At 32.0% G+C, this 22,526-nt stretch carries 21 protein-coding genes; 15 read left to right on the top strand and 6 right to left on the bottom strand.

What is annotated here, in order from left to right; genetic code table 11:
- The first annotated feature begins 48 nt into the window (after positions 1-48).
- The 4 genes from ACVCZW_RS05305 to ACVCZW_RS05290 all read left to right on the top strand — a co-directional run bounded on the left by ACVCZW_RS05305 (position 49) and on the right by ACVCZW_RS05290 (position 5,480).
- On the top strand, positions 49-1,281 hold the full coding sequence (locus tag ACVCZW_RS05305; RefSeq protein ID WP_452228846.1) for a M48 family metallopeptidase: 1,233 nt from the start codon (positions 49-51) through the stop codon (positions 1,279-1,281).
- 223 nt (positions 1,282-1,504) lie between these two features.
- Positions 1,505-3,721: a RelA/SpoT family protein gene (locus ACVCZW_RS05300; protein WP_452228847.1), complete on the top strand. Its 2,217-nt coding sequence runs from the start codon at positions 1,505-1,507 to the stop codon at positions 3,719-3,721.
- 24 nt (positions 3,722-3,745) lie between these two features.
- The gene (locus ACVCZW_RS05295) at positions 3,746-4,198 is read left to right on the top strand and encodes a Fur family transcriptional regulator (protein WP_452228848.1); all 453 of its coding nucleotides are present in this window, start codon (positions 3,746-3,748) and stop codon (positions 4,196-4,198) included.
- 10 nt (positions 4,199-4,208) lie between these two features.
- Positions 4,209-5,480, top strand: a complete 1,272-nt coding sequence (locus ACVCZW_RS05290) for an adenylosuccinate synthase (RefSeq protein ID WP_452228849.1) — start codon at positions 4,209-4,211, stop codon at positions 5,478-5,480.
- Positions 5,481-5,814: 334 nt separating this feature from the next.
- Here the strand turns inward: ACVCZW_RS05290 and ACVCZW_RS05285 are convergent, their stop codons facing one another.
- Positions 5,815-6,936, bottom strand: a complete 1,122-nt coding sequence (locus ACVCZW_RS05285; RefSeq protein WP_452231842.1) for a T9SS type A sorting domain-containing protein — start codon at positions 6,934-6,936, stop codon at positions 5,815-5,817.
- A gap of 401 nt (positions 6,937-7,337) precedes the next feature.
- Here ACVCZW_RS05285 and ACVCZW_RS05280 point away from each other — a divergent pair, with 401 nt between their 5' ends.
- The 10 genes from ACVCZW_RS05280 (at position 7,338) to ACVCZW_RS05235 (ending at position 18,096) form a co-directional block, all read left to right on the top strand.
- Positions 7,338-7,586, top strand: a complete 249-nt coding sequence (locus tag ACVCZW_RS05280; protein WP_452228851.1) for a type II toxin-antitoxin system Phd/YefM family antitoxin — start codon at positions 7,338-7,340, stop codon at positions 7,584-7,586.
- Positions 7,586-7,846: a Txe/YoeB family addiction module toxin gene (locus ACVCZW_RS05275; protein WP_452228852.1), complete on the top strand. Its 261-nt coding sequence runs from the start codon at positions 7,586-7,588 to the stop codon at positions 7,844-7,846. The genes ACVCZW_RS05280 and ACVCZW_RS05275 overlap by 1 nt, the downstream gene beginning before the upstream one ends.
- Positions 7,847-8,032: 186 nt before the next feature.
- Positions 8,033-9,841, top strand: a complete 1,809-nt coding sequence (locus ACVCZW_RS05270; RefSeq protein ID WP_452228853.1) for an OstA-like protein — start codon at positions 8,033-8,035, stop codon at positions 9,839-9,841.
- A 56-nt stretch (positions 9,842-9,897) separates the two neighbouring features.
- Positions 9,898-11,028: an aspartate aminotransferase family protein gene (locus ACVCZW_RS05265; protein WP_452231841.1), complete on the top strand. Its 1,131-nt coding sequence runs from the start codon at positions 9,898-9,900 to the stop codon at positions 11,026-11,028.
- Between the two features lie 140 nt (positions 11,029-11,168).
- A complete protein-coding gene (locus tag ACVCZW_RS05260; protein ID WP_452228855.1) occupies positions 11,169-12,554 on the top strand; it encodes a tetratricopeptide repeat protein in 1,386 nt (461 codons plus the stop codon).
- Positions 12,555-12,609: 55 nt separating this feature from the next.
- Entirely contained in the window at positions 12,610-13,617 is a 1,008-nt protein-coding gene (locus tag ACVCZW_RS05255) for a DUF368 domain-containing protein (protein WP_452231840.1), read from the top strand.
- Positions 13,618-14,637 carry a DUF368 domain-containing protein gene (locus ACVCZW_RS05250; protein ID WP_452231839.1) on the top strand — a complete coding sequence of 340 codons (1,020 nt, stop codon included), beginning with the start codon at positions 13,618-13,620 and terminating at the stop codon, positions 14,635-14,637.
- On the top strand, positions 14,630-15,367 hold the full coding sequence (locus ACVCZW_RS05245) for a shikimate dehydrogenase family protein (protein WP_452231838.1): 738 nt from the start codon (positions 14,630-14,632) through the stop codon (positions 15,365-15,367). Before ACVCZW_RS05250 ends, ACVCZW_RS05245 begins: the two co-directional genes overlap by 8 nt.
- A 113-nt stretch (positions 15,368-15,480) precedes the next feature.
- A complete protein-coding gene (locus ACVCZW_RS05240; protein WP_452231837.1) occupies positions 15,481-17,403 on the top strand; it encodes a DUF349 domain-containing protein in 1,923 nt (640 codons plus the stop codon).
- A gap of 168 nt (positions 17,404-17,571) precedes the next feature.
- Positions 17,572-18,096 carry a hypothetical protein gene (locus ACVCZW_RS05235; RefSeq protein WP_452228860.1) on the top strand — a complete coding sequence of 175 codons (525 nt, stop codon included), beginning with the start codon at positions 17,572-17,574 and terminating at the stop codon, positions 18,094-18,096.
- Positions 18,097-18,318: 222 nt separating this feature from the next.
- On the opposite strand, the gene mazG is transcribed toward ACVCZW_RS05235, so the two are convergent.
- From mazG to ruvX, 5 genes are all read right to left on the bottom strand, one after another.
- Positions 18,319-19,092 carry a nucleoside triphosphate pyrophosphohydrolase gene (mazG, locus tag ACVCZW_RS05230; RefSeq protein WP_452231836.1) on the bottom strand — a complete coding sequence of 258 codons (774 nt, stop codon included), beginning with the start codon at positions 19,090-19,092 and terminating at the stop codon, positions 18,319-18,321.
- Between the two features lie 79 nt (positions 19,093-19,171).
- Positions 19,172-19,591 carry a DUF5606 family protein gene (locus ACVCZW_RS05225; protein ID WP_452228862.1) on the bottom strand — a complete coding sequence of 140 codons (420 nt, stop codon included), beginning with the start codon at positions 19,589-19,591 and terminating at the stop codon, positions 19,172-19,174.
- Between the two features lie 56 nt (positions 19,592-19,647).
- Positions 19,648-20,238, bottom strand: coding sequence for a peptide deformylase (gene def, locus ACVCZW_RS05220; RefSeq protein ID WP_452228863.1), 591 nt, complete (start codon positions 20,236-20,238; stop codon positions 19,648-19,650).
- A 115-nt stretch (positions 20,239-20,353) separates the two neighbouring features.
- Positions 20,354-20,932 carry a T9SS type A sorting domain-containing protein gene (locus tag ACVCZW_RS05215; RefSeq protein WP_452228864.1) on the bottom strand — a complete coding sequence of 193 codons (579 nt, stop codon included), beginning with the start codon at positions 20,930-20,932 and terminating at the stop codon, positions 20,354-20,356.
- 152 nt (positions 20,933-21,084) lie between these two features.
- A complete protein-coding gene (gene ruvX / locus ACVCZW_RS05210) occupies positions 21,085-21,495 on the bottom strand; it encodes a Holliday junction resolvase RuvX (protein ID WP_452228865.1) in 411 nt (136 codons plus the stop codon).
- Between the two features lie 157 nt (positions 21,496-21,652).
- Here ruvX and ACVCZW_RS05205 point away from each other — a divergent pair, with 157 nt between their 5' ends.
- Entirely contained in the window at positions 21,653-22,468 is an 816-nt protein-coding gene (locus tag ACVCZW_RS05205) for a 2,3,4,5-tetrahydropyridine-2,6-dicarboxylate N-succinyltransferase (protein WP_452228866.1), read from the top strand.
- Positions 22,469-22,526 lie beyond the last annotated feature (58 nt).

The raw sequence follows: 22,526 nt of genomic DNA, 5'->3' as shown, positions 1-22,526 counted from the left end.
ATTGCCACGTCGTTTTAAAAACGCCTCGCAAAAACACAAAAAAAGAACATGACACCTACTACACTTTTCTATATTATCCTTGCTATTTTAATTATCGATTTTATAATCGATAAAACGCTAGACGCCTTAAACGCTAAACATTATAAAGATATCGTTCCTGAAGAGCTACAAGATGTTTATGATACTAACGAATATAATAAATCGCAAGAGTATAAGAAAACGAATTATACATTCGGAATCTTAACTTCTACATTCTCCATGCTTTTAACCTTAGCTTTTTTAATTTTTGATGGCTTTGAAGCTATGGATAATATAGCAAGAAGTTATTCTGAAAACCCAATTGTAGTTGCATTAATTTTCTTCGGAATCATAATGATTGGAAGCGATATTCTCACCACACCTTTTTCCTATTATAAAACATTTGTTATTGAAGAAAAATTTGGATTCAACAAAACCACAAAAAAAACCTTTTGGCTAGACAAAATAAAAGGATGGTTCATGATGGCGATTGTTGGAAGTCTTATTCTATCGGCAATTATTTGGTTTTACCAATCTACAGGAAAATATTTCTGGTTATATGCCTGGGCTTTAGTTACTGCTTTCACCGTTTTTATGAATATGTTTTACGCCAAACTAATTGTGCCATTATTCAATAAACAAACGCCTTTAGAAGATGGCAGTCTGCGCGATAAAATCTCAGCCTATGCAAAAACGGTTGGTTTCACCTTAGATAAAATTTTTGTTATTGATGGTTCTAAAAGAAGCACCAAAGCAAATGCTTATTTCTCTGGATTTGGTAGCGAAAAACGCGTCACTTTATATGACACGTTGATTAACGATCTAGACGAAGAAGAAATAGTTGCTGTGCTTGCGCATGAAGTTGGCCACTATAAAAAGAAACACATTATATTTAACTTGATAGCTTCCGTTTTACTAACTGGTTTTACACTTTTTATACTTTCCTTATTCATTTCAAAACCTATACTATCACAAGCTTTAGGTGTTGAGATTCCTAGTTTTCATATTGGATTAATTGCCTTCGGAATTTTATATAGTCCGCTTTCCGAAATTACAGGTTTATTAATGAATTGGTTTTCCCGAAAATTTGAATACCAAGCAGATGATTATGCAAAAAACACCTATAAAGCCGAACCATTAATTACTTCCCTTAAAAAGCTATCTAAAAACAGCTTGAGTAATTTAACGCCGCATAAAGCGTATGAATTTATGCATTATTCCCATCCTTCTTTATTAAAGAGAATTCAGAATTTGAGAAAATAATTCCCTCCTGTTAATGGTGTCCACTTTTTAAATCAAAATTTAATTTTCTTTATCACTTTCCTGCGAGGTTTTCAAAACCTTGTAGGTTTTCAGCAAATTTTAGCTACAAGATTTTCAAAACCTCAGAGAATCTACTGGACTAAAAAATGAATATAGTAATCGCATGCAACTTTAAACAAAAAAGGGTTGTGCATTAATTTTCTTTATACTATTTTTAGTACTTATGACAGATGCAGAAATAGAAAAAGAAAACGCAGCCATTACCAAAGCATATAAAGAATTGCTTAAGGTAAGCTACAGAACGCTTAGTACTGAAGATAAAAAACTAATCCGTAAAGCCTTTGAAGTCGCCGTAGATGCACACAAAGAACAACGCAGAAAATCTGGGGAAGCTTATATTTTTCATCCTATTGCGGTCGCTAAAATTGTAGCACAAGAGATTGGCTTAGATGCAACTTCTATTGCCGCCGCATTGTTGCATGACGTGGTAGAAGACAATGACGATTATTCGATTCAAGATATCGAACAGCTTTTTGGGGAAACGGTTGCTAAAATTGTAGACGGACTCACAAAAATTTCTTCGCTTAATAAAGACATGGATGTTTCTATGCAAGCAGAGAATTTTAGAAAAATGCTACTCACACTTAATGATGACGTTCGTGTTATCATTATTAAAATAGCAGATAGATTGCATAATATGCAAACTATGGATTCTATGCGAGCAGACAAACAAGTTAAAATTGCAAGCGAAACCCTTTATATTTATGCGCCATTAGCCCACAGAATAGGACTTTACAACATTAAAACCGAATTGGAAGATCTTGGTTTAAAATACACAGAACCTGAAGTCTATAATGACATTTTGCTTAAATTAAAAGAAAGCAAAGAAGAACAAGATATATATATTAAAGAATTTAATGATGTAATAAAAAACTCATTAGATAAAGAAAACCTGAATTACGATATAAAAGGAAGACCTAAATCTATTTTTTCTATCCGAAGAAAAATAGTGAATCAAGGTGTTTCCTTTGATGAAGTGTACGATAAATTTGCAGTTCGTATTATTTATAAAAGTGATGCTGCTAACGAAAAATTTCTAGCTTGGAAAATATATTCCATTGTAACCGATCATTTTAGACCGAATCCTACACGACTTCGAGATTGGATTTCCTCACCAAAATCTACAGGTTACGAAGCATTACACATTACCGTAATGGGACCAAAAGGTCGTTGGGTAGAAGTGCAAATCCGAAGTGAACGAATGAATGAAATCGCAGAAAAAGGATATGCTGCACATTATAAATACAAAAATAAGGACGAAAAAGAAGAAGATAGTTTGGACTCTTGGATTAATAAATTACAAGAAGCTTTAGAAAACCATGGTACAAATGCCGTAGATTTTGTAGAGCAGTTTAAACTCAATCTGTATTCTAAAGAAATTTTTGTTTTTACACCACAAGGAGATTTAAAATCCTTACCAAAAGGAGCTACTCCTTTAGACTTTGCTTTTCACATACATACAGAAGTTGGTATGAAAACTAGAGGCGCAAAAGTAAATGGAAAACTAGTCCCTTTAAGTCATGAATTACAAAGTGGCGATCAAGTAGATATATTGACTTCAGAAAGTGCTAAACCTAATCCTAACTGGTTAGACTATGCAACCACAGCAAGAGCTAGAAGCAAAATTAAAACGGCTTTAAAAGAAAGCACAAAACTGGTAGCCGAAGAAGGAAAAGAGATTTTAAGACGTAAATTAAAACAACTTAAAATCACTTTAAATGAAAATTCTATCAACGAGATGGTAAGTCATTTTAAACTTAAAACAAGTTTAGATTTATTTTACCGTGTCGGTTCTGGAGCTATAGATAACATCATGTTAAAGGAATATGCTTCGTCTCGAAGTAATGCTTTTGTTAGTTATATAAAGAATAAAATTTCTAGAAAAGTTCCGCTTACTAAAGAAGAAATTGAAAAAGACGAAATTACAAATAAATACGATTTACTCGTTTTTGGTAAAGAGGAAGAAAAACTAGACTACAAATTAGCAGTCTGTTGTAATCCTATTCCTGGAGATTCTGTTTTTGGATTCTTAACAATAAACGAAGGCATTAAAGTACATAAAAAGAATTGCCCAAATGCCGTAAGTATGCAATCTAATTATGCATATAGAATTTTATCTGCAAAATGGATAGACTCTAGTCAGCAAGATTTCTCTGCACAAATCATACTTTCAGGTATTGACAATTTGGGGTTAGTAAATAATATTACTAAAATGATTTCAGCAAACATGAATGTGAACATGAAAAGCATTAGCTTTCAAAGTGATGATGGTATCTTTTCAGGAAAAATTAATGTGGTTGTCAAAAACAAAAACTTATTAACAAAACTTATGGATAACCTTAAAAAAATTAATGGAATTGATAAGGTTAAAAGAGTATAAAAAGTGTAAATTTACGCCGAAATTATGAGTGTAAAAACAGATTCAAAAAACCAGGAAATTGTAAAGAATGTCTTTACTAAGTTTCTAGAAAGTAAAGGACATCGTAAAACGCCTGAGCGTTACGCTATTCTACAAGAGATTTATAACAGTGATGTACATTTTGACATTGAGTCGCTGTACCTAAACATGAAAAACAAAAAGTATCGTGTTAGTAGGGCAACGCTATACAATACCATAGAATTACTTCTAGAGTGTGCATTGGTAAGAAAACACCAATTTGGGCAAAGCCAAGCACATTATGAAAAATCTTATTTTGATAAGCAACACGATCACGTTATTCTTACAGATACAGGAGAAGTCATCGAGTTCTGTGATCCAAGAATTCAATCGATTAAAAAAACGATAGAAGAGGTTTTTGATATTGAAATCACAAACCACTCACTCTACTTTTACGGCACAAAAAAAGCAACTAAATAACTATATTATAATGGCAGTAGATTTACTACTAGGTTTACAATGGGGAGACGAAGGAAAAGGAAAAATCGTGGATGTCTTAACCGCTAACTACAATATTATTGCACGTTTTCAAGGTGGTCCAAATGCAGGACACACCTTAGAATTTGATGGCATCAAACACGTTTTAAGAACTATTCCTTCCGGGATTTTTCACGACGAATCTATCAATGTAATTGGTAATGGTGTGGTAATAGATCCTGTAGTCTTTGCTAAAGAACTAGAAGGTTTAGATCAATTTAATCTAGATTATAAAACCAAGCTTATCATTTCTAGAAAAGCACACGTCATTTTACCAACGCACAGATTATTAGATGCAGCAAATGAAGCGTCTAAAGGAAAAGCAAAAATTGGCTCTACCTTAAAAGGAATTGGTCCAACATACATGGATAAAACCGGTAGAAACGGAATTCGTGTTGGAGATCTAGAGCTTAGCGATTGGAAAGAAAAATACAGAGCTTTAGCGAATAAACATGAAGCTATGATTTCTTTTTTCAATGCAGATGTGCAATATGATTTAGAAGAAATGGAAGCTGAATTTTTTGAATCTATTAAGGTTTTAAAAGAATTACAATTTATAGATTCGGAAGAATATTTATACCAAGCACAAAAAGCAGGAAAAACCATTCTTGCCGAAGGCGCACAAGGTTCTCTTTTAGATATTGATTTTGGAACCTATCCTTTTGTAACTTCAAGTAATACAACCGCAGCTGGAGCATGTACTGGTCTTGGTGTTGCACCAAATCAAATTGGTGAAGTGTATGGTATTTTTAAAGCCTATACAACAAGAGTTGGTTCTGGACCATTCCCAACCGAACTTTTTGATAAAGTTGGTGAAGATATGGCAATCATTGGTAATGAAGTTGGGGCTGTAACGGGAAGAGCAAGACGTTGTGGTTGGTTAGACTTAGTCGCACTTAAATATGCTTGTCAAATAAATGGTGTTACCAAATTAATGATGATGAAAGGCGATGTGCTTTCTGGTTTTAAAACCCTTAAGATTTGTACAGCTTACAAATATAAAGGAGAAACAATCACACATTTACCTTATAATATAGAACCAGAAAATCTAGAACCAATCTATAGCGATTTTTCAGGTTGGAAAGAAGATTTAACGCAAATGACAGATAAAGCGCAATTCCCAAAAGAATTGAATGACTATATCGCTTTTCTTGAAAAAGAATTAGAAATCCCTATTTATGTGGTTTCTGTTGGTCCAGATAGAAAGCAAACGATTTACATGTAACAATGTCATTGTGAGGCGCGAAGCAATCTCATAAATAATAACTAAAACCTGTCAGAATAATTTCTTGACAGGTTTTTTTAGTATTAGAAACTCCTCTTTCTTTATATTTTTTAATGAAAATATAAATTCATTCTCCTCTTTAAAAAAAAGAGGAGAGCTTTTACTATTAATCATTTAGAACTAAAATTATATCTTTTTTATTACCAAATACACCTGTCACTTGCTCTTCTATTCTAGGAAAAATACAGTATTTAAAAAAAACTATCTCGTACTTGCTCCTCTCTTTTGTTAAAGAGAGGTGGATTTTTTAGAAAAAAATTCGGAGAGTTAGAAATTACTCCTTAGCAATCTTGTACGCCTTAACTTGTTTACCAATGGTAACCGTAACCAAATACATTCCTGCTTGTAAGTTAGAAGTGTCTATAACTGTTTGCATACTATTAGGTTTAGATTCTAAAATTTGCTGACCAATTAAATTATAAATAACAACACTTTCAATTCTTGTTCCAGATTTAAAATGAAGCAGTTCATTTACCGGATTAGGAAATATAGAAAATCCTTCGAAACCAAATTCTGGAGTAGTTAATGTACCATCTTGCACTAAGACATCAAACAATCCTGTTGCTCTTTTCCCATTACTATCGGACCAAACTTGCACGTAATAATCGGTATTAGTAGACACTGAAATATCTGTTAAAGCATTTGCAGCACATGCATTTGCCACTTGTGTTAAATTGGTGCAATTACCTTCCCAAAGTTGTAAAGAATAACCAGGTTCTGCTAAAATATCTAAAGTTGAATACAAACCAGAGTTTACAGTAAACCAAACGTCTACTCTATTTATATCGTTACAGCTTGGTGTTTGGGTAGAAGTTGTTGCATTTTCATTGTAGGCTTGTAACGTTTCTCCTATTGTAAGTTCTAACGCTTCTTCACAACTATCGTTGCTTGGAACAAGATCACAAGAAAGAGAAACTTCTGGTGTACTATTACAGCCAGGAGCATTGTTTTCTATAATTACTTGACCTAAAGGGCAGTAAAATGGATTCATATTGCAATAATTCAATGAATTACAAACTGAACTTATATTGCAAACTGATAAGTTTTGGTTATTTCTAAAAACTAAACCTTCTATAAAACCCTCGTCAAGAAAATCTACATCATTTAATGCTGAAATATCAGTCAAGGAATTATTATAAGATAATAACAAACTATATATTTGAGTTAACATATTGATGCCATCTAAACTTTGCAATGAAGAATTATAACTAATTTCGGCAGGTCCAAAATTGTTTAGAGAATCTAATCCATTAAGATTGATTAAATTGTCATTCCCTGAAATAGTAATATCATCTCCACTATTAACTAAATTATTTAATCCAGTTAAATCAACTAGTAAATCATTATTAGAAATATTTAGTACATCAACATCTGTCAATCCTTCTAATCCAGTCAAACTTATTAATGAGGAGTTATTATATATTACCAACTGTGATATATAACTTAAGCCTGAAAGCGTTGATAAATCAGTTATATCCTCACCACTGATAACTAATTGAAAAAAATCCGTGCAGTCTGAATAATTTACTGCAAAAGCATCCACTTCAGCTTGAGAGTTTAATTCTTCGAAGGTTGCGTTAAAATCTGGACATTGACTAAACCCAATTAGCGGAATAACGAATAACGAATAACGAAAGAAAATAAAGTTTTTGCAAAATGAAGTGTTTAGAATTATATTTTTTAAATATAATAAATAAAACAATAACCCATTAACAAAGTAATCCTGTATAAAAATAACTCTAAACATATTTTATTAAAACAAGTACTCGTTTAAGTACTTTTACCTATATTTGTACTATGGAAACAGTAAATTACAGCGATTTTCGTGCAAACCTAAAACATTGGTTCGATAAAGTGATTGATGATGTAAGCGATATCATCATTAAAAGAAAAGGAGGCAAAGACCTTGTACTCATCTCTTTAGACGAATATAATTCACTTAAAGAAACAACCTATTTACTAACAGGAAAAAATAGAGAGGTACTTTTAAAATCTATTCAAGAGTTAGAAGAAAATAAAGGAACAGAAAAAGAACTTATTTCGTAATGAAGCTAATCTGGTCTGCAACAAGTTGGGAAGAGTATCTCTATTGGCAAAAAGTAGATAAAAAAATTCTTAAACGTACAAACCAACTCATAAAAGCATGTACGCGAACACCTTTTGAAGGTATTGGAAAACCAGAAGCTTTAAAAGGTGACTTACAAGGTTATTGGTCTAGACGAATCACTTCAGAACATCGATTGGTTTATAAATATCGAGAAAATGAACTTTTAATTGCTTCATGTCGTTATCACTATAATAAATAACTCCAACAATTTTTTAGTAACTATTTCATATTAAATTTATCCCAATAGAGAATACCACATCATAATAATAGTTATTTTTACCACAAATTATAGATTTTGAAACATCCATAACATAAACTGGATACCAAAGGATAATGATTAAATGGATGCTACATGTGCCCATTGAAAATTATTAAATACAAATACATGAAATTGAAACACATATATATACTCCTCCTATTTTTCTCTTTCGCTTTCGCGGAAGCACAACAGCAAATAGAAATTAGATATTCTGGATTTTTAGAATTTAAAGAAGAAGATGCTCCTGGTTTAAAAATCATGACCCGTGATGATTCCGGACAAATTCACATTGTACATGAAGGTGTAGATATGTGGTGTGACCAAGCACTACTCTACTCCAACGACAATTTTGTGGAAGCCTACGGAAACGTAAAAATGAAACAAGGAGACACTATCAACATGACCTCCAAATATGTAGAATATAGCGGAAAAACAAAACTAGCATTTGCAAGTGGAGACGTTATTTTACAAGAACCAGCTTCCACATTAACAACAGATACGCTGTATTTTGATCGCGCCAAACAACAAGCGTTTTACAAAAGTGGTGGAAAAGTAGTTCGTGATTCTTCAGGAGTTATTACCAGTCAAATTGGTCGTTTTTATATGAATGCTAAAAAATACCAATTCGTAAAAAACGTAAAATTGGTAAATCCGGATTATACCATTGATACCGAACGATTAGATTTTTTCACAGAGACGGGACATGCCTTTCTTTATGGACCTTCCACTATTGTTACCGAAGAAAGTAAAATCTATTGCGAAAAAGGATTTTATAATACAGAAACCAAACAAGGATATGCGGTCAAAAAATCGCGTATAGATTATGAGAATCGACTCTTTGAAGGTGACAGTATGTATTTTGATAATACCCGAAATTTCGCCTCTGCAACGAATAATATAAAAGTTACAGACACGATAAATAAAAGTATTGTAAAAGGCCATTATGCTGAAATTTATAAACTCAAAGATTCTGTTTTTATTACCAAACGTGCTTTGGCTATTTCGGTACAAGAAAACGATTCGGTGTATATACATGCAGATACTTTAATGGTTACAGGAAAAGCAGAAAACAGAATTACACGAGCCTATAAAAATGCTAAGTTCTTTAAAACAGATATGAGCGGAAAAGCAGATTCTATACATGTCAACCATCTAACAGGACTAACAGAACTTATCAACTTAACCAATGTAAAATCTAAAGAAGCATTTGTCACCAAAAGACAACCAATTCTATGGAATCTTGGTAACCAAATGACAGGAGATACTATTCAAATAAAATCGAATCCAAAAACAGAAAAAGTAGATTCCTTATTCGTTTTTGATAACGCATTTATAATCAGTAAAGACACATTAGGTGCCGGTTATAATCAAATTACGGGAAAAATTCTTATCGGACTTTTCTCTGAAGAAAACACATTAAGACAAGTAGATATAAATAAAAATGCGGAATCCATTTATTTTGCTAGAAACGAAAAAAACGAATTAGTAGGAATTGACAAATCGAAATCTGGAAGTATTATGATGCTTTTTTCAGAAGGCGAAATTGAAGAGCTTCGAAAAATCAGACAAGTAGACGGAAAAACATATCCAGAATCTGAATTCCCAGAAAACGTAAGAAAACTGAGAGGTTTTAATTGGCGAGAAGAAGAAAGACCAAAAAGTGTTGAAGATTTATTTAGCGATGATCCTCCCCTAAACTTACCTATAATAAAAGGACTAGAAGATTATGTACCACAGGAAGAATTCTTTGATGCTGAAATGTTAGAGCGCATGGAAAAAGCAGATGAAGCCGAAGCTAAAAAGTCTAAAAAACCTGTAACTAGTCCAAAAGCATCGAGAAACGTACCACAAAAGAATATAAATAGCGGATCTATGCTTCCGCTTTCGGTTACACAAAAAGCAAAACCTCAATTAATAGCACCTAAAAAAGAATAGTCATAAAAAAAGATTTCTTAACATATCAAGCGCAAACTTCGCCACATCCTTTAGCAATGGAAATTTCTCGTGCAGAAGGATCTTACATTTACGACACCAACAATAAAGCCTATTTAGATTTTGTTGCAGGAGTGTCGGCATGCACACTTGGGCATAATCACCCCAAAGTAATAGCAGCACTTAAAGAACAAATAGATAGCTATTTACACGTCATGGTTTATGGGGAATACATCCAAAAACCAGCGGTAGAACTCACCAAACTGATAGCAAAACATCTCCCTAAATCTTTAGAAAAAACATACTTAACTAATTCGGGCACAGAAGCCATAGAAGGCGCTTTAAAACTAGCAAAAAGAGCCACTGGAAGAAGTCAGATTATTTCTGCCAAAAAAGCATATCACGGAAATACCATGGGTTCTATGAGTGTCATGGGTTTTGAAGAACGCAAACAAGCTTTCCGTCCATTACTTCCAGATGTTTCCTTTATTACTTTTAATGAGGTGGCAGATTTACAATTAATCACAACAAAAACAGCCTGTGTTATTTTAGAAACCATTCAAGGTGGCGCCGGTTTTATAGAACCAACAAATAACTATTTACAAAAGGTAGAAGCCCGCTGTAAAGAAGTTGGTGCGCTTTTCATTTTAGACGAAATACAACCAGGAATTGGTCGCACAGGAAAACTCTTCGGCTTTCAAAATTACAACTGCACTCCAGATATTTTAGTTACTGGAAAAGGTCTTGGTGGCGGTATGCCAATTGGTGCATTTACTGCTTCCACGGCACTTATGGACTTGTTGCAAGACAATCCTAAACTTGGTCACATCACTACGTTTGGTGGGCATCCGGTAATTGCAGCTGCTGCTTTAGCAACATTAAAAGAAGTAACAGATAGTGATTTAATGGCACAAACACTTAAAAAAGAAGCACTTTTCAGAAAACACTTAGTCCATCCATTAATTACAGAAATTAGAGGAAAAGGCTTAATGCTTGCCGTTTTAACTCCTTCCGCAGAAATAACAAACCAAGTAATTTTACGTTCTCAAGATGCTGGTTTAATTCTTTTCTGGTTACTTTTCGAGCAAAAAGCAATCCGAATTACGCCTCCATTAACCATTTCTGACCAAGAAATCATTAAAGGTTGTGGCATTATTATTGCTATTCTGAATAGTATTACACCCAATTGAACCCTTTAAAACAACTGACAACCAGTAATAAACACTAAAAACGATGCTGTTCATTACTTTGTTAAAAACATTTAAGGCTTTATCCCTTATTAACTGTTTAGATTAGTACATTTATTATAGTAGAACGATACCTATTGCCTATGGAGTTTAGTCATAACGACAACAACAATTTACCGCTTACAAAATTTGAATCGATGTTAAAAACAAACAACGTGTTGTTTTTCGATTCAGAGGAGTTCGAGAATATTATACATCACTACCTAAATCAAGGAAAGGTTGCATTGGCTAAAAAAGCCATTAAATTAGGTTTAGAGCAGCATCCTTCTTCTGTGAATTTAAAATTATTTAAAGTAGAGGTTTATATTTTTGAAGACGAACTGCCTAAAGCTGATAAGCTCTTAAATGAGCTTCATAACTTAGAACCTCAAAACGAAGAAATCTATATTCAGAAAGCCAATATTTTTTCTAAACAAGACAATCACGCAAAAGCTGTAGATGTACTTATTAGCGCATTAGAATTTGCTGATGATACCACAGATTTATATTCTTTAATAGGTATGGAATACCTGTTTTTAGATAAGTTTGAGGAAGCGAAACAAAACTTCATGAAATGTTTAGAACAAGATCTTGAAGATTATTCGGCATTATATAACATGATTTATTGTTTTGATTTTTTAGATCAGAATGACGAAGCAATAGAATATTTAAATGAATATTTAAATACCAATCCATATTGCGAAGTTGCTTGGCATCAGCTAGGAAAGCAATATTATACGATTAAAGATTACACAAAAGCACTTGCTGCATATGATTTTGCTATCATTTCTGATGATACTTTTGTGGGTGCATATTTAGAAAAAGGAAAAGTTCTAGAAAAACTAAAAAGACCTGAAGAGGCTATTGAAAGCTACACCTTGTCTTTGCAGTTAGATGACCCTACTTCGTTTGCTTTATTGCGAATTGCACAATGCTATGAAAAACTAGGAAAGGACGATTTAGCTGTTCAGTATTTCTATAAAACAGTACATGAAGACCCTTTATTAGACAAAGGTTGGATTGCTATTACTAAGTTTTATAACAAAAAGAAAAACTACAATAAAGCCTTATATTATATCAATAAAGCGATAAATATCGATACCGAAAATGTTGTTTATTGGAAACTTTATGCGCAAATAAATAACCGTTTAAACTTTTTAGAAGAAGCAGAACGTGGTTATAAAAAAGCTTTAGAATTAGGTAATTATGAAGTAGATACTTGGATTGCTCGTGGAGACATTCTTTTAAAACTTGGCGAATCTGAAGCTGCTATCTATAACTTTTTACAAGCTGCAGAATTTCATCCAGAAAATGCAGAATTAGAATACAGACTTGGTGGTTTATACTTTTTACAACATGAAATAGAAAAAGGAACCTTTCACTTAAAAAATGCGGTTCGTACGAATCCTGAATATGCATTTATTATAGAAGAACTTTTTCCTAATGTTTTTGATAAACCAATGGTTAAAAAGTTACTAAAAATAAAATAACGCAAAATGTCTTGCTAAAAATATTACCTTTGATTTCTACCAATTTAACCAAAGTATGCAAAGACGTTTTATAGATTACTTAATCATATCTTTTAAAGGAATGGCAATGGGAGCAGCAGATGCTGTTCCTGGAGTTTCTGGAGGAACAATCGCTTTTATTTCTGGTATTTACGAAGAACTTATTAATACGATTAGTAATGTAAATCTAACCACTTTAAAAACATTAAAAACCGAAGGAATTAAAGCCTTTTGGGAAAAAGTAAATGGTAATTTCTTGCTCGCTCTTTTTCTAGGAATGGTAATCAGTTTTGCCTCTTTTATGAAGCTTGCCAAATACCTAATCGAGCAGCATCCTATTTTAATTTGGTCCTTCTTTTTCGGACTAATTATAGCAAGTATTCTTTTTATTGGGAAGCAAATTACCAAGTGGAACATAGCAACCATTATTGCTGTAATTGTAGGCGCCGCTTTAGCATTTTATATTACTTCACTGCCTTCTATGGCAAGTAATAATAATCCTTTCTTTTTATTTTTTGCTGGTGCTATCGCTATTTGCGCAATGATTTTACCAGGTATTTCAGGCTCTTTTATCTTAGTAATTCTTGGTGCCTACAAAACATTAAGTGTAGCAATTGATAGTTTAGATTTTAAAAAAATAGCCATTTTTGCCTTAGGAGCAATCGTTGGCTTGCTAAGCTTTTCACGTGTTTTAAAATGGTTATTCAAACATTATCACAATATAACATTAGCAGTGCTTACTGGTTTTATTTTTGGATCTCTAAATAAGATTTGGCCATGGAAAAAGACTATTTCTGTGATGATCGATACCACAAAAGAAGTTGTACCTTTTTCTAGTGTTAGTGATTTAGGTACACTTTCCGTTTACCAAAAAACAATTCAGAATTTTGAAAGCTATAAAACCATTACAGAAAAAAGCATTTTACCTTCGCATTATTCCGAATTAAATCAAATGGATGCACAGCTATTAACCGCAATGGCATTAATGACCGTAGGATTTCTAACCATTTTTATTCTAGAAAAAATAGGAAACAAAGTAAAATAAATGGAAAGAACCAGAACATTTACAGACAAAATGTTCCTAGTCTTAAAAGGATTAGGAATGGGAGCTGCTAACAAAGTTCCTGGTGTTTCTGGTGGTGTGGTTGCTTTTGTTGCTGGTTTTTATGAAGAGTTTATCTATTCCCTTCAAAAAATAAATGGCAAAGCTTTAAAGCTTTTAATTAACGGAAGATTTAAAAGTTTCTTTACATACATTAATGGACGGTTTTTAGGCTTGCTATTCTTCGGAATAATTATCAGCTATTTTAGTGTTTCAAAAATATTAGATTATTTAATAATACATTTTGAGCTTTATGTTTGGAGTGTTTTCTTCGGAATGATTATAGGTTCCATCTATTACATTAGTAAAGATTTTAAAGACTGGAATTTAAAAACCTACCTTGCTCTCTTTATAGGTATTGTAATTGGTGTAAGCATTAGTTTTTTAGATCCTGCCAAAGAAAATGATAACCTATGGTTTGTATTCTTTTGTGGTATCATTAGTGTTTCGGGCATGACACTTCCAGGTTTTTCCGGATCTTTTATTTTAATTCTTCTAGGTAATTATGTGTTACTTCTAGTCGATTCTGTAAATGCATTGTATGACAGTTTTGCAGATATGATTAAAGGCGATTTTTCGTTTATAAAAAATATTGAACGCTTAAGAATGATTAAAGTACTTATAGTATTTACACTTGGTTCTTTTGCGGGGTTGGTAACCTTTTCTCACGTACTAAGCTATATTTTAAAAAATTACAAAAGCATTACAACAGCGTCTATAATTGGTTTTATAGTGGGATCTTTAGGTGTGGTTTGGCCTTTTAAAAAAACCGTCTATAAACTAAATGAAGATGGTGGTTTTTTAATAGACTCTGCTGGAAGAAAGATTATAGAAAACTACAAACGCTTTATACCAGAACTCACCCCAGAAACGTACCTTGCTATTCTCTATACTATTATTGGTATTGCGGTAGTTTTGGCTTTAGAATTTTATGGGCGAAAAACAAAAAAAACAAATGCGTAAATTCGGATTAATAGGAAAAAACATAGATTATTCATTCTCGCAATCCTATTTTGCAGCAAAGTTTAAAGCGGAAGAAATTACAGATGCTTCGTATCAAAATTTCGATTTAGAAAGTATCACTGATTTTCCAAAACTTTTAGAAGACAGCCATATGAAAGGCTTTAATATTACCATACCTTACAAAGAAGTAATTATTCCGTTTGTGGATACCTTAGATAAAAACGCAAAAAAGATAGGAGCAATAAATACCATAAAATTTACTAAAAAAGGAAAACTAAAAGGATATAACACCGATTACTACGGATTTAAAAATTCTATACTACCACATTTAAAACCACGGCATACGTCTGCATTAATTTTAGGAACAGGTGGCGCAAGTAAAGCCATTGCCTATGCATTAAAAAAGCTTAAAATTAAATACACCTATGTTTCTAGAAGTGCAACAAAAGAAAATCAGATTTCATACCAACAACTTACAGAAGAAATCATAAAAAACAACACCATAATTGTAAACTGCACACCATTAGGCACATATCCAGACATAAAAGCTTGTCCGAATATTCCATATGCAGCCATTACAGATAAACATTTGCTTTTTGATCTTATTTACAACCCAGAAGAATCCACTTTTTTAAATTATGGGAAGCAAAAAAATGCTACTATAATTAATGGCTACAACATGCTACAATTGCAAGCAGAAAAGTCATGGAAAATATGGAACAAGCAATAAATACTAGCAAACCTTAAAATTCATTTAGTTAATACTAGTTACTTTTTTGAAAATACAAGCCTTGTTTAGTATCTTTAACCCTATAGTACTTTTACGAACCAATCATTTTTATAATGTCAGAGAAAGATAACCTGCTGCAAGCAGACGGAAAATTAGAAAATCAGTCAACAGAAAATTCTAAAACAACAGAAGAAAACCAAGTAACGGAACAATCAGAAATCCAGGGCGACCTAGAAAATCAGGATGAAGTTCTAAATGAAATTGAAGCTGTTAATGCGGAAGATGCTGAAGACGAAGATACAAAAGAAAGGCATGAAATAGAAGTAAAAGACTATCACGCAATGGAGTTGGAAGACTTAGTTGCTGAGCTGGAAAAATTGGTGGCTAATGAAAAAACACAAGCCATTAAAAGTCATGTAGAAGAAATAAGAGCCGAATTTAAAGCAAAATTCAATACGCTTTTAGAAGAGAAAAAAGAAGAGTTTATTAACGAAGGTGGTAACGAAATAGATTTTCATTATTCTAGTCCGTTACACAAACAATTTAAAGAAACTTATTTTGTTTACCGTGATAAATTAAATGCGCACTACAAAAGTATAGAAAAAAGCCATAAAGATAATCTAGCAGAACGTTTACGTATTATTGAAGAAATAAAGGGTCTAATTAATGTAGAAGAAAACATTAATACAACGTACAAGCATTTTAAAGATCTACAAGAACAATGGAGAAATGCCGGAGCAATACCAAGAGATAAATACAATAATGCTTGGAACACATACCACCATCACGTTGAAATATTCTATGACTTTCTACATTTAAATAGAGATTTGCGTGACTTAGATTTTAAATACAATCTAGATCAAAAGCAAAAAATAATTGAAAGAGCAGAAGAGCTTGCACAAGACGATAATTTAAATCGTTCTTTTAGAGAACTACAAGTTTTACACAAACTTTGGAAAGAAGACCTTGGTCCTGTTGCTAAAGAAAACAGAGATGAAATTTGGAATAGATTTAAAGCTGCCACCAAAATTATTCACGACAAACGTCAAGATTATTTTAAAGACTTAGATAAGATTTACGAATTAAATTTAGAAACCAAACATGCTATAATTTCAAAAATAGAAGCCATTTCTAAGCAACCAGTAAAATCACATAGTGCTTGGCAAAGCAAGATAAAAGAAATTGAAGCTTTACGCAAAGAGTTTTTTAGTGCAGGTAAAGTTCCAGTGAAAGTAAACGAAGCTACGTGGTCTAAATTTAAAGATGTCGTTAGAGATTTTAACCGAAATAAAAATTCTTTTTATAAAGACTTAAAGAAAGAACAACACACCAATCTGGATAAAAAATTAGCTTTAATTAAAATTGCTGAAGAAAATAAGGATAGTGAAGATTTTGAAACTACTACGCCACTAATGAAGAAAATTCAAAATGAGTGGAAGAATATTGGTCATGTACCAAGAAGAGATAGCGACAAAATTTGGAAACAGTTTAAAAGTGCTTGCAACCACTATTTCGGTAAGTTTCATGCCATACAAGATGCTGAAAACAAAGAAGAATTTGAGGTTTACAACAAAAAGAAAGAATTGTTAGACACCATGAAAACGCTTGAAATGAGTGGTGATAATGAAAAAGATTTAAAGCTAATTAAAGACCATATTGCACAATGGAAAGCTTTAGGTACTGTACCACAAAATAAACGTTATATAGAAGGGAAATTTAGCAAAACTTTAGATGCTTTATTTGATGGTCTTAAAATGGAAAAAGAGGAGGCTGAAATGATTAAGTTTGAAAACAAATTAGAAAACTTAAGCAATGCTAAAGACAGTAGATTCTTAGATAACGAACGTACATACATAAGAAAGAAAATTGATGAAGTAAAAGGTGAAATCAACCAATTAGAAAACAATTTACTTTTCTTTAAACACGTAAAAGAGGATAATCCTTTAGTAAAAGAAGTGCACAATAACATTAAAAAACATAAAGATACTTTAGCGCTTTGGAAAACAAAGCTGAGTAAAATAAAGGAGCTTTATTAGTTGGTTGTCATAAATTATAAAAAACGACATTATAGCAATGGGGTTTTTAGTAATAATATTTTTGATATTTGAAATCACTTAACTTAATTTTGATAATTATAAAACTCCAATAATCCATCCATTATTGGAGTTTTATATTTTTCCACATGCCTTATAAGAAGAAAAAAAATGAAAATTAAAGAATACAAAAGTATTATTCTTTTTGGAGCAGCTTGGATACTCTTCTTCTTCTTGACGGAGTTTTTAATGAATATATTTTTCAAAGACAATACTCCGCTATGGAAGATAATAGCTATCAGCTTTATTTCTGGTTTAGGAATTTTTTATCCCTTTCTTAAAAATAGTAAAAATTTCTCATTAAATCAAGTTAAGAAAAAACAAAAAAGAGAAATCACTTTTAATGCAGAAGGTTTAGAATTTAGTATACAAGAAAAAATTATTCCACTTTTAAAACGGAATAAATTTAAAATTATAAATTCAGAAAGGAATACTATTAAATTTAGATCAAAATGGAGTTTGAATTCTTACGGAGAAAATTATATGCTAACCCTGAAAAAAGAATGCATCACAATAGAATCGACTCCACGCTCATATGTTTTCCCTTACGATAGTGGAACAACCTATAAACAAATAAATTTCATTGAAAAAGAGATAATTAACTTGAACTTGTCTAATAAGAACTACAAGACTTAGTTTATAAAAAGACTAAATCCTATTTGAATTTAAAAATTCAAATAGGATTAGTCCCTAACTAAACTAACTAAACAGTTATTTTTGAAATAAAAAAATAACTAAAAATATTAAGCTGACACTTTAAAAGAATTTGATTCTGCTATTAATCTACTCATGAAAGTAGTGCCATTTAATAATATATACGGCGAAACATTAATTTTGGATTACGAGAATTTAAAAAATTTACATTTTTTTCGCTTCTTCCCAGAAAACATCCATTTCCCCAAGGGTCATATCTTTTAAATCTTTATTTAAAGACTTTGCTTTCTCTTCCAAATATTGAAAACGTTTAATAAACTTTTTATTGGTACGTTCTAATGCGTTCTCTGGATTGATATTTAAAAATCTAGCATAGTTTATCATAGAAAACAAAACATCCCCAAATTCGCTTTCCATAGCTTCTTGGTCTTCTGCTTTTACTTCGTCTTGAAATTCTTTAAGTTCCTCTTCCACTTTTGCCCAGACTTGTTCTGGTTCTTCCCAATCAAAACCAACACCAGCAACTTTATCTTGAATCCTATTGGCTTTCACTAAAGCAGGTAAACTTTTTGGAACACCTTCTAGAACGCTACTTTTCCCTTCTTTAAGTTTTAAGTTTTCCCAATTACGTTTTACATCTTCTTCATTTTCTACCACAACATCGCTATAAATATGCGGATGTCTATGTACCAACTTATCGCAAATACTATTACAAACATCGGCTATATCAAAGTCGTTAGTTTCACTACCAATTTTCGCATAAAAAACAATATGCAGTAATACATCACCTAGCTCTTTTTTTACTTCTTCTAAGTCTTTATCTAAAATCGCATCTCCAAGCTCATACGTTTCTTCTATGGTTAAATGACGTAGCGTTTCCATGGTTTGTTTCTTATCCCAAGGACATTGTTCACGCAATTCGTCCATAATAGTTAACAATCTATCAAAGGCTTTTAGTTGATTTTCTCTAGAATTCATATTTCTTATTTTGGTAAATTTACAAACAAAAAATCCAACTGCTGGAGTTGGATTTTTAAAATATTATAGTTGAAAAATGTTATTCTTCTTCGTCGGAAGATTTTTCCACTTTATCAAAGTCTAACATATTATGCTTTTCTAATAAATTATACCATTGAATGATTTTTTTAATATCACTAGCATATACTCTATCTTCATCATAATCTGGTAACACTTCGAAAAAGTATTCTTCTAATTTGTCTTTACTTTCTTTATGACTTACAGAAGTTTGCTTACCGTTTTCTTTCGTTTTTATTCTATTTAAAACTTCTCTTAAAGGTAATTCTTCTTGTAATGTGTAAATAGCTATTTCACTTAAAATGCTAACATTATGTTGCATGTTTACAGAAATCTTTTTTTTGTCTAATAAAGATTCTGCTATAAAACCACCACGTGTTTGTGCTACTAATTTATATAATCCTGGCTTCCCTGAAATGGATAATACTTTATCTAAACTCATATACTTATTTTTTTAACGATGGCAAATATCAAGTGTTTGCAATTGCAAAACAAATTTTATCGTTTCTTTTTTTGGTTAGGAAATCGCATTTTATAATCTATACCTATTTTTCCTTTAGATATGTTTGCTAGTTTTCCTTTAATTAAACGCTTTTTTAAAGAAGATAACTTGTCTGTAAACAAAACACCCTCAATATGGTCATACTCATGTTGTATAACACGCGCTATTAAACCATCATATGTTTCGGTGTGCTTTTCAAAGTTTTCATCAAAATATTCAATAGTAATCTCTGGTTTTCTAAAAACATCTTCTCTTACATCTGGGATGCTCAAACAACCTTCATTAAAAGCCCATTCGTCCCCTTTTTCTTCAAGAATTCTTGGATTTATAAAAGCCTTTTTAAATCCTTTAAAAACTTCTTGTTCTTCTTTAGTATAAGATTCATCTTCTGCAAATGGTTCTGCATCTACAAGAAACAAGCGAATAGGCAGTCCAATTTGCGGAGCTGCTAAACCAAGACCAAAAGCACCATACATAGTTTCGTACATATTAGCAATTAATTCGTCTAGTTTCGGATAATCTTTAGTAATGTCTTTTCCTACTTTTTTTAAAACAGGATCTCCATAAGCTACAATAGGTAATATCATGAGGTATGTTAAGTGATTTTTGGCAAAAATACAATACTTCCTTAATTAGTTAGCAAGAAAGCAAAAAAAACTCCTTAAAATTTAAGGAGTTCTTTATATAATAGTTGTTTATGTTTTAATTCATTATAATTACTTTTCTAGTAACTGTTGCCATATCTGTAATAATTTGAGCAATGTAAATACCATTTTCTAAATTAGAAACATCTACGCTTACGCTGCTTAAATCAGACTTACCAGTACTTAACATTCTTTTTCCTGTAACATTATATATTTCTACTTTCACAGAAGTGTTAACACCTAATTCTATATTTAAGTTATCACCACTTTTAACCGGATTAGGATATACTTTTAGTAACGTTTTAAAGATCATTTCAAATTCTTCAGCAGATAAAGTCCCTCCTGAATATTCACAAACAGAAAATCCGAAATCTACAGCTATATTGTCTGGATCTGCTAATGCAGGACCTGAAGTTAATGCATAAACAGATAATTGATCTTGACAAGATGTTTGCGTAAAAGTACTTGATTCTACCGTTACAGTTGTAGGTCTATCTACACAAGCTGATGTTCCTGCATCATAAATAAAATAAAGGCTGGAATCTGTTGCGTATCCAGTTGGTGGACAAAATTGTGCTTGAATTTGAGTAAAAGAGAATAATGCTAATACTAGCATTGTTAAGTAGTAATTTTTCATAAGTTTAATAATTTGGGTTGGACAAATATATATTGTGGAATTAACAATCCAACTTTTATTAGACGAACGTAATAAAAAAATCGTTAAACGTAGGTAAAATGCATATTTATTCGATGAAATGCATAAAAACTTGTAGAAATCTATGAAAAACCTTACTTTGAATATAAATAACTCTGTAAAATAATGGTCGCACTAATCTCATCGACCAAAGCTTTATTTCTTCTTTGCTTTTTATTTAAGCCAGAATCTATCATGGTTTGAAATGCCATTTTTGAAGTAAACCGTTCGTCTACACGCTGCATTGGCATTTTTGGAAAGGCAATGGTAAACTTTTTAATAAAAGCTTGAATAGCAGCTTCACTCTCTGAAACCTCGTTATTTAATTGTTTTGGTTCCCCAATAACAACAAGCTCCACTTGTTCTGAAGAAAAATAGTCCTTTAAAAAAGGAAGCAATTCTTTAGTATGCACTGTAGTTAATCCGGAAGCAATAATCTGCAACTCATCGGTTACCGCAATTCCTGTTCTTTTCGTACCAAAATCTAATGCTAATATTCTTTTCATAGTGCTGCAAATTTAAACTTAATTTTTAAGCTTCAATACCTATACCATATTTTTATAGCAACCATTTACTTATATCAATTATAGATTTATCTTTGCAAAAGTAAAATGTTAAACAGAAGAGGTTTCCGCTTTAACGGAAATGAAAATATAATTTGCAATGAAAGAATTACAACAGCTAATAGAATCTGCTTGGAACGATAGAGAATTATTAAAAGAACCACAAACCATATCTGCAATTAGAGAGGTTGTAAACTTATTAGACTTAGGAAAACTTCGCGTTGCAGAACCTACAGCTACAGGATGGCAAGTTAATGAATGGGTAAAAAAGGCTGTAGTGTTATATTTTCCTATTCAGAAAATGGAAACTTTTGAAGTTGGAATTTTTGAATACCACGATAAAATTCCGTTAAAAACGGGGTATGCAGAAAAAGGAATTCGTGTGGTACCGCATGCCGTTGCAAGACATGGTGCATACATTGCTCCAGGAACTATTTTAATGCCAAGTTATGTAAATATTGGTGCTTTTGTAGATGAAGGTACTATGGTAGACACCTGGGCAACCGTTGGTAGTTGTGCACAAATTGGTAAGAATGTACATCTTTCTGGAGGTGTTGGTATTGGTGGTGTTTTAGAACCTTTACAAGCTGCTCCAGTTATTATTGAAGATGGTGCTTTTATTGGCTCTCGTTGTATTGTGGTAGAAGGTGTTCGTGTAGAAAAAGAAGCTGTTTTAGGTGCAAATGTAGTATTAACTATGAGTACCAAAATTATAGATGTTACCGGAGACGAACCGGTAGAAACGAAAGGAGTTGTTCCTGCTCGTTCTGTTGTAATTCCGGGTAGTTATACCAAAAAATTTAAGGCTGGCGAATTTCAAGTACCTTGTGCTTTAATTATTGGTAAACGAAAAGAAAGTACCAATAAAAAAACATCTTTAAATGATGCCTTACGTGAATATGATGTAGCAGTGTAATAGTTAGCAGTGTACAGTCGCAGTATACAGTTGTTCACTCTAATGTGAATACTGCAAA

The sequence above is a fragment of the Lacinutrix sp. MEBiC02595 genome, assembly GCF_053601555.1.
This window is presented reverse-complemented; position numbering and strand designations above follow the sequence as displayed.